This is a genomic window from Mycobacterium sp. NGS67, assembly GCF_059812185.1.
Map to the genome: position 1 here is coordinate 46,096 of NZ_JCALCF010000013.1, position 13,581 is coordinate 59,676.

Below are 13,581 nucleotides of genomic sequence, written 5' to 3' on the forward strand. Positions count from 1 at the left end.
TGCGGTTCCGGACCGGACCGGTTCGGAATCGTCAAGCAGGCACCGCGAACTTTCGACAGGAAACGCGGCACGACTGAATGGAGAGCTCCACTTCCCCCGCTGGTTTGAATTCGATCGTCACCGCCGTGGCGACCAAACTCATGGGGGTCACCGCCCGCAATGCCGCGACTGTCAGCACCGAGGTGCTTTCCGATCTGGTGGGCTTTCTGGGGGTCGATGTCAGCTTTCTAAGGCACAACGACCACCGGACCCAGGCGACGGTGTTGGTGGCCGAGTGGCCACCGCGGCTCGATGTGCCGGACCCGGACCCGCTGCACACGATCTACTTCGCCGACGCCGACCCGGTGTTCGCGATGGCCGAGAACGCCCGAGAACCGGTCATTCTGCGACCCGAAGCCCAGAGCGGGGAATATCGCCGAACCATCGCCGAGGCGAGCGGCGCACCGGCCATCTCGATGGCATGTGTCCCGCTGGTATCCGGCGAGGTCACCACCGGGGTCCTCGGTTTCGTCAAATTCGGCGATCGGGAATGGGACGACGACGAGATCAACGCGCTGACGGTCGTGGCCACCATGTTTTCCCAGGTTCAGGCACGTATCCAGGTCGAGGACCAGTTGAGTTATCAAGCCGGGTACGACGATCTGACCGCCCTGCCTAACCGCCGTACCCTGCTGGCGCACCTCGACGAGCGACTGGCCGCCGACGACGGGCCGGTGCCGGTGTTGTCCTTCAACCTCGATCGGCTCAAAGCCATCAATGACTATCTCGGCCATGCCGCCGGAGATGAGTTCCTGCGTGACTTTGCCACCGAAACCCGGGCCGCGCTGGCGGGTCAGGGACTGATCGCCCGAGTGGGTGGCGACGACTTCGTCGTGGTGCCCGCCGCGGCGATGGACTCCGGGGAGGCACGACGACTGGCCGAGAGTCTCGGCCAGCGACTCACCGACCTGGTGCAGATCGACGGGGAGATGCTCACCCGCACCGTCAGCATCGGCGTCGCGATCGGAAATCCCGGCCGGGACTCCGGCCTGGACGTGCTGCGGCACGCCGACGAAGCGCTGCTGGCGGCGAAAACCTCGGGGGCAGAACGGATCAGCGTCTTCTCCAGCGAGATGCGCGGCCGGCGCGAGATCCACGCCGAGATGGAACTGCATCTGCAGCACGCCATCGAAGCCGACGCCCTCACCGTCGTCTACCTTCCCGAGATCGACATGGTGACCGGCAACGTGCTGGCCGTAGAAGCGTTGGTGCGTTGGCAGCACCCGACCCGCGGACTGTTGCTGCCGGACCTGTTCATCCCCGTCGCGGAATCCCTCAATCTGGCAGGGCAACTCGGGGAGTGGGTGCTCAACGCGGCATGCGCCGACATGGCCAGCTGGCGGGCGGGCGGCGTGGGGACCGGCACCATGTTGCGCGTGAATGTGTCTCCGGCACAACTGGTGGCCCACGATTTGGTGGGCACGGTGAGCCGCGTGCTGGACAGGTTCGGACTCGACGGCAGCGCAATGGGTCTCGAGATCACCGAGAGCATGTTGATCAGGGATCTGGTCAGCACCAGGACCGTGCTGAGCGGACTCACCGACATGGGCGTCGACATCGCCATCGACGATTTCGGCACCGGTTTCAGCGGGATGGGTCTGTTGCGGACTTTGCCGGTGAGCACGTTGAAGATCGACCGCGGGTTCGTCCGCGATCTGGAGCACAGCAGTGATGATCTGGCGATCGTGCGGGCCGTCATAGGCCTGGCCGACGCCCTTGATCTCAACGTCGTCGCCGAGGGCGTCGAGACGCCAGGGGCGGCCCGTTCGCTGCTCGACGAGGGATGTTTTCGCGCGCAGGGCTTCTTGTTCTGTCGCCCGATGACCGCCGCGGCCACTCGACGACTACTGACCGTGGGCTCCGTCTCAACCAATATCTAAGCGCGCGAACGAGATTCGGACGCCACCACTGGGTCGTCATCTTCCCACAGCAGCAGCTGCCGGACCGCCGGGCGCGGGCCGTACGGCCGCAGCATGGTGCTGGCCGGGCGCGGGCGCACCCGTTGTGGCCACCAGAACCATCGTCCGAGCAGCGTCGCGATCGACGGCGTCATGAACGAGCGCACGATCAGCGTGTCGAACAACAGCCCGAGTCCGATTGTGGTGCCGATCTGGCCGAGTACCTGGAAACCGCTGAACAAGAACGCGCACATGGTGATTGCGAAGACGAGACCCGCGGACGTCACCACCGAACCGGTCCCGGCCATCGCGCGGATGACCCCGGTCTTCAACCCCGCGCCGATCTCCTCGCGGAACCGGGATATCAACAACAGGTTGTAGTCAGAACCCACCGCCAGCAGCAGGATCACGGCGAGCGCCAGCACGACCCAGTACAGCTTGATGCCGAACATGTACTGCCACACCAGCACCGACAATCCGAACGACGCCCCCAACGAAAGCGCCACGGTGCCAACGATTACCAGCGCGGCGACCAGGCTTCGGGTCAACAGCATCATGATCAGCAGAATCAGGCTCAGCGCCGCGATTCCGGCGATCATCAGGTCGTATTTCGAGGCGTCCTGGATGTCGGAGTAGGTGGCCGCGGTGCCGCCGAGATAGAACTTCGATTCGGCCAAGGGGGTTCCCTTGACCGCCTCGTGCGCCGCCTTCTTGATCGGCTCGATATGCGAGATGCCTTCGGTGGTGGCCGGATCACCGTCGTGGGTGACGATCATCCGGACGGCCTTGCCGTCGGGTGAGAGGAACAACTTGAGGCCGCGTTGGAATTCGGGGTTGGTGAACACTTCCGGCGGCAGGTAGAAGGTGTCGTCGTTCTTGGCTTCGTCGAAGGCCCGTCCGAGCGCTGTGGCATTCTCGATCGCGGCGGCGGTCTGCGCGTAGATCCCGGACAGCGTCGCGTAATTCGTCATCGTCAGGTCATGGTTGGTCTGTTGACTGGCGATCTGCTCGGGTATCAGCGCCACCAACTTCGGCTGCAGCGCGTCGAGTTTGTCCAGCGTCGCCGTCAGATCCTCGAAACGCGCGCTGAGCTGGTCGATCCCGTCCAACGCGTCGAGTACCGACCTGATCGCGAAACAGACCGGAATATCGAAACAATGCTTCTCCCAATAGAAGTAGCTGCGCAGCGGCCGGAAGAAGTCGTCGAAGTTCGCTATCTTGTTCCGCAAGTCGTTGATGGTGGCGATGGTGTCGCGGAAGCTCTGCGCCTCGCTGTGCGTGGTGGCCGCGAGCTCCTGCTGCAGCGTGTACTGGCGATGCAAGAGGTCGATCGAGTTCGACAACTCACCCGCTTGGCGCAGCATGTCGTTGGCGCGATCACGCTGATACCCAAGGTTTTCGATCTGGTTTGCGCTTTGCGCGCTCATCTGGAACACCAGCGAGGTGTGGTCGAGCGGGGTCCCCAGCGGCCGGGTGATGGTCTGCACCTGGGCGATTCCGGCTGTGTGGAACACCGCCTTGGCTACCCGGTCCACGACCAGCATGTCGGCCGGATTGCGCAGGTCGCGGTCGGCTTCCATCATCAGCAGCTCGGGTTCCAGCCGGGCCCGGGAGAAGTGCCGCTCGGCGGCGGCGTACCCGACGTTGGCCGGGGCGCTGGCCGGCATATAGGGACGGGTGTCGTAGCTGGTCTTGTACCCGGGCAAAGTGAGCAGGCCGACGAAGGCCAGCGCGCACGCCACGGTGAGTACGGGGCCCGGCCAGCGGACGACGGCGGTGCCGATGCGCCGCCAGCCGCGGGTGCGCATCTTGCGTTTGGGTTCGAACATCCCGACGGCCGCACCCAGGGTCAACACGGCGGGCGCGAGGGTGAGCGCGGCCGCAAGAGCGACCAGGATGCCCAGCGCCGCTGGAATGCCCAAGCTCTGGAAATACGGCAACCGTGTGAAACTCAGACAGAACACCGCCCCGGCAACGGTCAGCCCCGAACCCAGCACGATGTGCGCGGTGCCGCGAAACATGTTGTAGTAAGCGGCTTCTCGGTCCTCGCCCACGCTGCGCGCCTCTTGATAGCGACCGACGACGAAGATCGCGTAGTCGGTTCCGGCGGCGATCACCAGCAGCGTGAGCAGATTGGTCGCATACGTCGACAACCCGATGATCCCGGCGTTGCCCAGCACGGCGACGATGCCACGGGCGGCGGCCATTTCGATCAGTACCGTTACCAAGACGAGCAGCATGGTGAGAAACGACCGGTAGACGAACAGCAACATCAACGCGATCACACCGACGGTGATCGAGGTGACCTTGGCGGTGCCCTTACTGCCCACGTCGAACTGATCGGAGATGATCGGCGCCGCGCCGGTGACATAGGCCCTGATCCCGGCCGGCGCCGGGGTGTGTTCGACGACGTCGCGAACCGCGCCGACGGACTCGTTGGCCAACGCCGAGCCCTGGTTGCCGGCCAGGTTGAGTTGCACGTAGGCGGCCTTGCCGTCGGTACTCTGCGATCCCGCCGCCGTCAGGGTGTCGCCCCAGAAGTCCTGGACGTGCTGGACGTGCTTGCGGTCCTGCCCGATCTTGTGGATCAACGTGTCGTAGTACCGGTGCGCCTCTGCACCCAGCGGCTTGTCACCCTCGAGCACCACCATGGCCGTGCTGTCGGTGTCGAATTCTTTGAACACCTGACCGATGCGCTTGGTCGCCTGCAACGAGGCCATGTCGGGTGAACTCAACGCCACGTTGTGGGTCTTGCCGACTTCCTCCAGCTGCGGGACCGACGCATTCGTGATCGCGGCGAGCGCGATCCACAGCAGCAGGATCGGCACCGACAGCCGCCGGATGGTATGAGCCAGGCGCGGCGGTTTCCGATCGCTCATCCGGACTTGTCCAGACAGAAGGTGTAGGCGTCCTTGGTGGTGACGGTGCGTTCGTCTTTGACCTTGCCGTCCACGGTGATCCGGCAGCCCAGGACACTGCCATCACCCTGTGCGACAACGTTTCCCAGCACCGCGGGTTCGGTGGTGGTGATCGTCAACGACCAGGGCAACGGTGCGTTGCGGACCTGCTGCGGCTGGGCGTGCACATCAAGGTAGTTGATGGTCGCCGTGGCTCCGGGCGCACCGAAGACCTCGAGCACCACGTTCTTGGGATTGAACGGGACGATCTGGTTCGAGATGCCGTTGTTGGCCGCCTCGTTGCGGTGGGCACCGAAGAGTCCGTGCAGGCGGTAGATGGCGAACCCGGCGGTCGCGACCACGAGGACGGCGACGATCGCCATCCAGCCCCGCCTGACCAGGCTCGAGAGTGAAAACACTTTCACCCGTTGACCTTTCGACTCCGGGGGGTCACCCCGAGCAGGGCGCCCCGCGCGGCGTCCTGGTCAGCACAGTACGGTACTGGACCGTACTGCACAATAGACGCGGGCGTTCCGGTCGACGGTTTGATCGCCCGGCCTCTCATCCGGTGGGTCGGGTGAGGCCCGGGATGATGAAGTTGTCGACGAGCAGTTGCACGGTGCGGCGGGTCGGCGGACTTCCGGGAACGATGCTGCGGAAGATCAGGTAGTGCGGCAACAGGTCCCATAACTCGTCGGTGATGGCGGCTTGGGTGATCTCTCCCCGGTCGACGGCCTGCTGCAGGACGTGCTGGAACACTGCTTTGCGTTGCTCCAGGAACTGCTGTTGCAACGCGTCGTTGAGGGCGGGGTGGCGCGACACCTCCACCAGCACCGCGCGGATCGTGCTGGCGAGCTGGCTGCCTTGCCGGCAGATGGTCTCGCCGAGGTGCAACAGGTCGCCGCGCAGTGTGCCGGTGTTCGGCGGCACCGCGACCTGACGGACGCCTTCGATGAACGCCGCCAACACCAACTCGGCTTTGGAGGGCCAGCGGCGGTACACCGTCGACTTGCTGGCGCGGGCGGTGTTGGCGACGGCGTCCACGGTCAACCCGTCGTAGCCGTGTTCCTGTAGCAGCTGCAACGTCACTGCCAGTAACTCGGCCTCGCGCGGCGACCACGGCGAGACGTCCGCGGACGGGTCGGCGGTCTGGGTCATAGCGCCAACCATAGAACCTATTGGCTGGCCAGCAACTCCCCCAGCACCTGCTGGTTGCGCTCTAGCCATTCGTGTTCCTCGCCGGGGGCAGGCATGATCAGCCCGGCCTCCATGATCGAGGTGGGATCGACGTCGTTGAGCCCGATCAGCAGTGAGCGGGGGTCCTGGCCGGTGATCGACACCCACGCCGTGGAGAGTTCAGTCAGCAGCCGCGCCCTCGTCTCGCGGTCCCGGCCGGCTCGGATGTTGCCGTTGATCACCGCGGCGTTGTTGGGTTTGCCGGCGGTGAAGTACATCCCGGGTTCGTATTCGACGAACAACACGTTGACGAATCCGCGGGGCGCGCCTGTCACGGCACAGTGAATTCCGGTGATCGCCTCGGCCAGCTTCGACCGGGCGTCGACGCTGAGCGATCCGGCCGGGACCAGGCACTGATAGAACGGCATCGTCCTAGTCTGCGCCATCTGCCGGCGTCGCGGGACCCTCGGCCAGCAGGTCCCGGAATCCGTCCTCGTCCAGGATCGGCACGCCGAGTTCGACGGCCTTGTCGTACTTGGATCCGGGCGCGTCGCCGGCCACCACGTAGGACGTCTTCTTCGACACCGAGCCGGCCGCTTTGCCGCCCCGGGACACGATGGCTTCCTTGGCCTGGTCGCGGGAGAAACCGGCCAGCGAACCGGTGACCACGATGGTGAGCCCGGTCAGGTTGCGCGGCACGCTCTCGTCGCGCTCGTCGACCAAGCGCACTCCGGCCGCGCGCCACTTTTCAACGATCTCGCGGTGCCAGTCGACGGTGAACCACTCGGTGACGGCGGCGGCGATGGTGGCTCCCACGCCCTCGACCGCGGCCAACTCCTCGGTGGTTGCCGCCACGATCGCATCGAGGCTGCCGAATTCGGTGGCCAGTGCCCGGGCCGCGGTCGGCCCGACATGGCGGATCGACAACGCCACCAATACCCGCCACAACGGCTTGGCCTTGGCTTTGTCGAGGTTGGCGAGCAACCGTTTGCCGTTGGCCGACAAGCTGCCGGCTTTGGTCCGGAACAACTCGGTGCGTAACAGGTCGTCTTCGGTGAGATCGAACAGATCACCTTCGCTGTCGATCACCTGCGCCTGCAACAACGCCACGCCAGCCTCGTAACCCAGGCCCTCGATGTCCAGCGCGTTGCGGCTGGCGACATGGAAAACCCGCTCTCGCAGCTGCGCCGGACACCGCTTGGTGTTGGGGCAACGGATGTCGGCGTCGCCTTCCTTCGCCGGCGCCAAGGTGGTTCCGCATTCGGGACATGTTGTGGGCATGACGAATTCGCGTTCGGAACCGTCGCGCAGGTCGACCACGGGTCCCAGCACCTCGGGGATGACGTCACCAGCCTTGCGGATCACCACGGTGTCGCCGATCAGCACGCCCTTGCGCTTGACCTCCGAGGCGTTGTGCAGCGTGGCTTGCGACACCGTGGAACCGGCCACCTTCACCGGTGTCATCCACGCGAACGGGGTGACCCGGCCGGTGCGTCCCACGTTGACCCGGATGTCGAGCAGTTCGGTCTGAGCTTCCTCGGGCGGGTACTTGTAGGCGATAGCCCAGCGCGGCGCCCGCGAGGTGGAGCCCAGCCGCCGTTGCAACACCACCTCGTCGACCTTGACGACAACTCCGTCGATCTCGTGAGCGACTTCGTGCCGGTGCTCACCCCAGTAGTCGACGCGCTCCTGCACGCCGGCCAGGTCGTCGACCAGGGTAGTGTGCTGGGAAACCGGCAGTCCCCACGCTTTGAGCGCCAGGTATGCATCGTGCTGGGTCACCGGACGAAAACCTTCGGTATGCCCCAGGCCGTGGCAGATCATCCGCAGTTTGCGCCGCGCGGTGACGGCCGGGTCCTTCTGGCGCAGCGAGCCGGCAGCGCTGTTGCGCGGGTTGGCGAACGGCGACTTTCCGTCCTCGACCAGGCTGGCGTTGAGCGCCTGGAAATCGGCCACTTGGAAGAAGACCTCGCCCCGGACTTCGAGCACGTCGGGCAGCGGATACTCGTCGGCGGCGGTGAGCCGGTGCGGGATGTCGTCGATGGTGCGGGCGTTGTTCGTGACGTCCTCGCCGGTGCGGCCGTCGCCTCGGGTCGCCGCACGAGTGAGTCGGCCGTTCCGATACACCAGGGACAACGCGACGCCGTCGATCTTGAGTTCGCACAGGTAGTGCGCGGAGTCGCCGACCTCGGCGTGCACCCGGGCTGCCCAAGCGGACAGTTCGTCGCTGCTGAACGCGTTGTCCAGGCTGAGCATCCGCTCCAGGTGCTCGGCCGGCTCGAAGTCCGTCGCAAACCCCGCACCGCCGACCAGCTGGGTGGGCGAATCCGGGGTGCGCAGCTCGGGATGCTCGGCTTCGAGCGCCTCCAGCCTGCGCAGCATCACGTCGAATTCGGCATCGGTGATGATCGGCGCGTCCCGCACGTAGTAGCGGAACTGGTGTTCGCGGACCTCCTCGGCCAGGTCCTGCCATTGCCGCAGAATTTCCGGGGCGGTGTGATCGGCTGCAGGAGAGCTCACTCTGGCAGGCTAGCCGAGCACGCCGACACCTCAGCGGCTCTGTCGCCCAGCAAAGCGACGAAAGCGCAGACCCGCCGCCCTGGGTTGCGATTACAGTTTGACGATGGCACCGCGACATTCGTTGCCTCAGCTGACGCAACAAGACGAGCTCACCGACCGCATCCTCGATGCGGCGCTGGCGGAGTTCATGGATCACGGTATCCAGCGGTCGAGTATCGACAGTGTGGCCAGACGGCTCGGTGTCGACCCGTGGGTCGTCTCGCGGAGATTCGAGAAGGATGCGCTGGCCAAGGCAGTGATGCTGCGCGAGGCGAAGCGTTATCTGGACAGCGTCGGTCAGAGCATCACCGGCGGTGATCTGCGCTCGGGTGTAGAGGAGGGCTTCGTGGCAGGGGTAGCCCGCCGCCGCGAACAGCACATTCTGGACGCGTTGCTCAAGCGCGACCCGACCGCGGCGATGGGATACCTCGTAGGTCCGGAGGCGGGCCTGCTGCTGGAATACGCGACCAAGATCACGCGCGAGGCGTTGCGGCGCGCACCCGATTCGTCTGAGTACACGGCGGCAAGCGTGGATGCGGTGGCGACGGCCATGATCCGGCTGGCGCACTCGTTTTCCAATGCCCCACCCAATACCGGGATGGACGACCACTACCTGCGCGAAATCGCGCGCAATGTGCTGTTGCCGGTCCTGATGCCGGTCAAGCCGCGCTCGGGCCGTCGGTAAATCCCGGATTCGGCACCGAACGATATTGAGACCAGGTCCTGGCGTCGTCGCTTGCCGGGTCAGATCTGGTCGGGGTCGTCGGCAAACGCTTCGGCCGCCTTGCGGGCGAGTTCGATCGCCGTGCGAGCCCAGGAGGGCGTGGCGCCGGCCAGACCGCACGCAGGGGTGACCCCGACGCGGCCGCGCAGCGCCGAGCGGGCGAAGCCGAGTCGATCGGTCACCGCGACCAACGAGGTGGCCACCTCCTCTGCCGACACCCGCCGCTCCGGCGCGCTGGCGGGGACCACACCGAGCAGGACGGAACGGCCGGAATCCACGAACGCCGCGATGCTTTCCAAGTCCGCGGCCTGCAACGTCCCGGCGTCCACCGACACGGCGCGGATTGCGCTGCGCTGCAACAGGTTCCAGGGCAAATCGGGCGCACAACAGTGCAACAGGACGTCCCCGCCGACGGCCTGTACGCAGCTGTCCAGCAGGGTGAGGGCCACCGCCTCGTCGAGCGGACGGACAGGACTCAGTGCGGTGACGCCGGTGAGCCGACCACCCAACGCGGTCGGCAGGGTCGGTTCGTCGAACTGCACCACTACCGGTGTGTCCAGCCGACGCGACAGCGTCGCGCGATGAGCGGCGACTCCCTCGGCCAGGGAAGCCGCCAGATCCCGCAGTGCGCCCGGATCGGTGATCGCGCGGTGGCCGTTACCGAGTTCCAGGCCCGCGGCCAGCGTGACCGGTCCGGGGGCCTGCACCTTGACCACCCGGCCGCCGCCGCGCAGACCGGCCGTCTCCCACGCCTCCTCCAGCGCGTCCATGTTCTCGTCGAGCAGGCTGATCGCTCTGCGCGTCACCGCTCCGGGACGGGCGACGATCCGATAGCCCCGCGGCACCGTGTCGACGGCGACGTCGACCAGTAGCGCACCGGCGCGCCCGAGCAGGTCGGCGCCTACTCCCCTGGCGGGCAACTCGACCAGATGAGCCATCGCGTCCGCCAGTTCACCCACGACGACCTCAGCGGCCTGGCGCGCCGCGGTGCCGGGCCAGGACCCGATCCCGGTCGCCTTGACCGGCAGCGCCGCCAAAACACTCACCCGGCAACCGTATTCGACATCGCATAGCGTGCTGGTCGGCAGGGGTGTTTACGGTCGCGTCCCGCGGGTAGGTTCGACGCAGAAGGGCGGCGGATGGTCAGACGGCTGTGGTGTCCCCGGCGATCGCAAGCGCGGCGAAGCCGGGCGCAGCGGGTCGCCGGAATAATGTCACCGCGGGCGCAAGCGCGGCGAAGCCGGGCGCAGCGGGTCGCCGGAATAATGTCACCGCGATCGCAAGCGCGGCGAAGCCGGGCGCAGCGGGTCGCCGCGTTAGGGCTAGCGATGTTGCTGACGGCGGCGTGCACCCGGGTAATCGACGGCGAAGCGCTCCCGGCTTTCGGCGCCCTCCCGCTCGGCGTGCTCGACGCCGGCACGCTGCTGCTGGACCAGTCACGGATGCGCGCGATCACCGGCGCCGGTGAGCATCTGACCATCATTCCGTCGATGGACGGCAGGTACCCGGTGGACGTCGACAGCCTCGCGTCGACGGCGCCGCGGGAATGCCGCTTCGTGTTCGCCGAGACCGCCACGTTCGGCCCGGACGTCAAGGCGTTCCACAAGACGACCTTTCAGGATCCGCCCGACGGCCGGTTGATTTCCGAAGGCGCGGCGAGCTACCACGACACCGCAACCGCCCGAAGCGCGTTCGACGCACTGGTGGCGACGGTCAACGCGTGCGCAACCAGCTCGATGGGCTGGCTGCTGGTCAGCGACTGGGAGGCCGACGCGGACTCGCTGCGCATGCGACCGGGCAACTGCGGCCGCGACTATCGGGTGTTGTCGGTGGCGCTGCTGGAAGTCACATTCTGCGGATTCACCGAGTCCGTATCGGAGATCGTGATGACGAACATGGCCGCCAACGTGCCGCAGTGACAACACAACTCGTCACCATGCCGCACTCGGACCCTGCGGCGACTCGCTGAGAAGCTCCGGTATCAGACAGCGGTCGCTATGGTCGCGCTGCCGAGTACCTCGTCGCCCTCGGGGTCGGCGCGGTAGAGCACCAGCGTCTGACCGCGCGCCACGCCCCGCAGCGGGGAGCGCAACTGCACGGAGAGCTCGTCGCCGACCAATTCGGCTATCGCACTGGTGGTTTCGCCGTGCGCACGAACCTGGACTTCGCACTCGATCGGTCCGGACGGTGCCGCGCCGGCGGTGAAGATCGGCTGCCGGCCGGTCAGGGCGTGCACGTCGAGGTCGGCCAGGTCGCCGACGTGCACGGTCGCGGTATCGGCATCGATCGCCGTCACGTAACGCGGTCGACCGTCTGGCCCGGGCCCGGGGATACCCAATCCCTTGCGCTGGCCGATGGTGAAACCGTGGACGCCGTCGTGTTCGGCCAGTACCGCGCCGTCCTGGTCCACCACGCTGCCCGGACGAACGCCGATGTGAGCGCCCAGGAACGCCTGGGTATTCCCCGAGGGGATAAAGCAGATGTCGTGGCTGTCCGGTTTGTCGGCGACCGCCAGGCCGCGCCGGGCCGCCTCCGCGCGGATCTGCTCCTTGGCGGTGTCCCCGATCGGGAAAGCGGCGTGGCGTAACTGGGCGGCGCTCAGCACGGCCAGCACGTAGGACTGATCCTTGCCGCGGTCAACGGCCCGGCGCAGCCGGCCGTCGCAGAGCCGCGCGTAGTGGCCGGTGACCACCGTGTCGAAGCCCAGTGCCAGCGCGCGCGCCGACAGGGCCGAGAACTTGATCTGCTGATTGCAGCGCACGCACGGGTTCGGGGTTTCCCCGCGCGCATAGGACGACACGAAATCGTCGATCACGTCTGCTTTGAACTTCTCCGCGAAATCCCAGACGTAGAACGGTATTCCGAGGACGTCGGCCACCCGCCGCGCATCCGCGGCGTCTTCTTTCGAGCAGCATCCTCGGGAACCGGTGCGCAGTGTGCCCGGCGCGGTTGACAGTGCCAGATGCACACCGACCACGTCGTGTCCGGCATCGACCATGCGGGCGGCGGCGACGGAGGAATCGACACCGCCGCTCATCGCGGCCAGGACCTTCACTACGAAAGCCCCGCTGCGGCCAGGGCGGCGCGCCGCGCACGCGCCACGGCGGCGGGCAGCACCTGCAACGCCGAGTCGACGTCGGCGTCGACGCTGCTGTGCCCCAACGACAGTCGCAACGATCCGCGCGCGCTGGCGGGATCGGCGCCCATGGCCAGCAGCACATGCGACGGCTGCGCGACACCGGCGGTACAAGCCGACCCGGTCGAGCACTCGATCCCGTTGGCGTCCAACAACATCAACAATGCGTCGCCTTCGCAACCGCGAAAAGTGAAGTGCGCGTTGCCCGGAAGCCGTAACGGGCCACGAGCACCGTTGAGGTGGACATCGTCGATTTCGGTGAGCACACCGTCGACCAGGCGGTCACGCAAGGCGCGCAGCCTGGCGCTGTTGGCGTCCAACCCGTCGACGGCCAGTCGAGCCGCTGTGGCCATGCCGACGGTGCCGGCGACATACGGTGTGCCGGAACGGATATCGCGTTCCTGCCCGCCGCCGTGCAAGAGCGGCACACAAGCCGCGTCGCGGCGCAGCAGCAGCGCACCCATCCCCGGCGGGCCGCCGAACTTGTGCGCGGCCACGCTCATCGCCGACAAGTTGCTCGCCGCGAAGTCCACCGGCAGCTGACCGATCGCCTGCACGCCGTCGCTGTGCATGGGAACCCCGAACTCCGCGGCCACCGCGGCCAGCTCGGCGACCGGCATCACGGTGCCGACCTCGTTGTTGGCCCACATCACCGATACCAGCGCCACGTCGTCGTGAGCCGCCAGCACCTCGCGCAGGTCCGCCGCGGACACCGAGCCGTCGGATGCGGTGGGCAACCAACTCACCTCGGCACCTTCGTGCTCGACGAGCCAGTTCACCGAGTCCAGCACCGCGTGGTGTTCGACCTGGGTGGTGACGATGCGCCGCCGGGTCGGTTCGGCGTCGCGGCGGGCCCAGTAGATGCCCTTGACAGCCAGGTTGTCGCTTTCGGTGCCGCCTGCGGTGAACAACACCTCCGACGGACGCGCGCCCAGCTTGTCGGCGATCAATTCCCGGGACTCCTCAACCCGACGACGTGCCGCGCGACCCGTGGTGTGCAGGGAAGCCGCGTTGCCGACGGTGCCCAGGACGGCCGTCATCGCCTCGATGGCAACGGGGTGCATCGGGGTGGTGGCAGCGTGATCGAGGTAGACCATGACCCGCTTTACGATACCGGCACCCTCGAGCGACGATGCAGCCCGGAAACTGGGC

The 13,581-nt window shown here is 66.7% G+C and carries 11 protein-coding genes; 3 read left to right on the top strand and 8 right to left on the bottom strand.

The window, feature by feature from the left end:
• Window positions 1–77 precede the first annotated feature (77 nt).
• A complete protein-coding gene (locus AC5Y4D_RS14395) occupies window positions 78–1,919 on the top strand; it encodes a putative bifunctional diguanylate cyclase/phosphodiesterase (protein WP_499941987.1) in 1,842 nt (613 codons plus the stop codon).
• On the opposite strand, the gene AC5Y4D_RS14400 is transcribed toward AC5Y4D_RS14395, so the two are convergent.
• From AC5Y4D_RS14400 to ligA, 5 genes are all read right to left on the bottom strand, one after another.
• Window positions 1,916–4,816 carry an MMPL/RND family transporter gene (locus tag AC5Y4D_RS14400; protein ID WP_500037501.1) on the bottom strand — a complete coding sequence of 967 codons (2,901 nt, stop codon included), beginning with the start codon at window positions 4,814–4,816 and terminating at the stop codon, window positions 1,916–1,918. The two genes, AC5Y4D_RS14395 and AC5Y4D_RS14400, sit on opposite strands and share 4 nt — an antisense overlap.
• On the bottom strand, window positions 4,813–5,217 hold the full coding sequence (locus AC5Y4D_RS14405; protein WP_500037537.1) for an MmpS family transport accessory protein: 405 nt from the start codon (window positions 5,215–5,217) through the stop codon (window positions 4,813–4,815). The genes AC5Y4D_RS14400 and AC5Y4D_RS14405 overlap by 4 nt, the downstream gene beginning before the upstream one ends.
• A 178-nt stretch (window positions 5,218–5,395) precedes the next feature.
• Window positions 5,396–6,004, bottom strand: a complete 609-nt coding sequence (locus AC5Y4D_RS14410) for a TetR/AcrR family transcriptional regulator (RefSeq protein WP_499941984.1) — start codon at window positions 6,002–6,004, stop codon at window positions 5,396–5,398.
• Between the two features lie 5 nt (window positions 6,005–6,009).
• Entirely contained in the window at window positions 6,010–6,438 is a 429-nt protein-coding gene (locus AC5Y4D_RS14415) for a tautomerase family protein (RefSeq protein ID WP_499941982.1), read from the bottom strand.
• A 4-nt stretch (window positions 6,439–6,442) separates the two neighbouring features.
• Window positions 6,443–8,530, bottom strand: coding sequence for an NAD-dependent DNA ligase LigA (gene ligA / locus AC5Y4D_RS14420; RefSeq protein WP_500037502.1), 2,088 nt, complete (start codon window positions 8,528–8,530; stop codon window positions 6,443–6,445).
• A 103-nt stretch (window positions 8,531–8,633) separates the two neighbouring features.
• On the opposite strand from ligA, the gene AC5Y4D_RS14425 reads away from it, so the two are divergent.
• Complete coding sequence (locus tag AC5Y4D_RS14425) at window positions 8,634–9,254, top strand: TetR/AcrR family transcriptional regulator (RefSeq protein WP_499941979.1); 621 nt, start codon at window positions 8,634–8,636, stop codon at window positions 9,252–9,254.
• 59 nt (window positions 9,255–9,313) lie between these two features.
• Here AC5Y4D_RS14425 and AC5Y4D_RS14430 read toward each other — a convergent pair whose 3' ends face one another.
• A complete protein-coding gene (locus AC5Y4D_RS14430) occupies window positions 9,314–10,321 on the bottom strand; it encodes a uroporphyrinogen decarboxylase/cobalamine-independent methonine synthase family protein (protein ID WP_500037538.1) in 1,008 nt (335 codons plus the stop codon).
• 300 nt (window positions 10,322–10,621) lie between these two features.
• Here AC5Y4D_RS14430 and AC5Y4D_RS14435 point away from each other — a divergent pair, with 300 nt between their 5' ends.
• Window positions 10,622–11,212, top strand: a complete 591-nt coding sequence (locus AC5Y4D_RS14435) for a sensor domain-containing protein (RefSeq protein WP_500037503.1) — start codon at window positions 10,622–10,624, stop codon at window positions 11,210–11,212.
• A 62-nt stretch (window positions 11,213–11,274) separates the two neighbouring features.
• On the opposite strand, the gene mnmA is transcribed toward AC5Y4D_RS14435, so the two are convergent.
• The gene (mnmA, locus tag AC5Y4D_RS14440) at window positions 11,275–12,348 is read right to left on the bottom strand and encodes a tRNA 2-thiouridine(34) synthase MnmA (RefSeq protein ID WP_500037504.1); all 1,074 of its coding nucleotides are present in this window, start codon (window positions 12,346–12,348) and stop codon (window positions 11,275–11,277) included.
• Window positions 12,348–13,526 carry a cysteine desulfurase family protein gene (locus AC5Y4D_RS14445; RefSeq protein WP_500037505.1) on the bottom strand — a complete coding sequence of 393 codons (1,179 nt, stop codon included), beginning with the start codon at window positions 13,524–13,526 and terminating at the stop codon, window positions 12,348–12,350. Before AC5Y4D_RS14445 ends, mnmA begins: the two co-directional genes overlap by 1 nt.
• Window positions 13,527–13,581: the final 55 nt, after the last annotated feature.

Coding starts and splice junctions, on each gene's coding strand:
- AC5Y4D_RS14425 (WP_499941979.1), top strand. CDS start 8,634: ATGGCACCGCGACATTCGTTGCCTCAGCTGACGCAACAAGACGAGCTC.
- AC5Y4D_RS14445 (WP_500037505.1), bottom strand. CDS start 13,526: ATGGTCTACCTCGATCACGCTGCCACCACCCCGATGCACCCCGTTGCC.
- AC5Y4D_RS14415 (WP_499941982.1), bottom strand. CDS start 6,438: ATGCCGTTCTATCAGTGCCTGGTCCCGGCCGGATCGCTCAGCGTCGAC.
- AC5Y4D_RS14435 (WP_500037503.1), top strand. CDS start 10,622: ATGTTGCTGACGGCGGCGTGCACCCGGGTAATCGACGGCGAAGCGCTC.
- AC5Y4D_RS14395 (WP_499941987.1), top strand. CDS start 78: ATGGAGAGCTCCACTTCCCCCGCTGGTTTGAATTCGATCGTCACCGCC.
- AC5Y4D_RS14410 (WP_499941984.1), bottom strand. CDS start 6,004: ATGGTTGGCGCTATGACCCAGACCGCCGACCCGTCCGCGGACGTCTCG.
- AC5Y4D_RS14400 (WP_500037501.1), bottom strand. CDS start 4,816: ATGAGCGATCGGAAACCGCCGCGCCTGGCTCATACCATCCGGCGGCTG.
- AC5Y4D_RS14405 (WP_500037537.1), bottom strand. CDS start 5,217: ATGGCGATCGTCGCCGTCCTCGTGGTCGCGACCGCCGGGTTCGCCATC.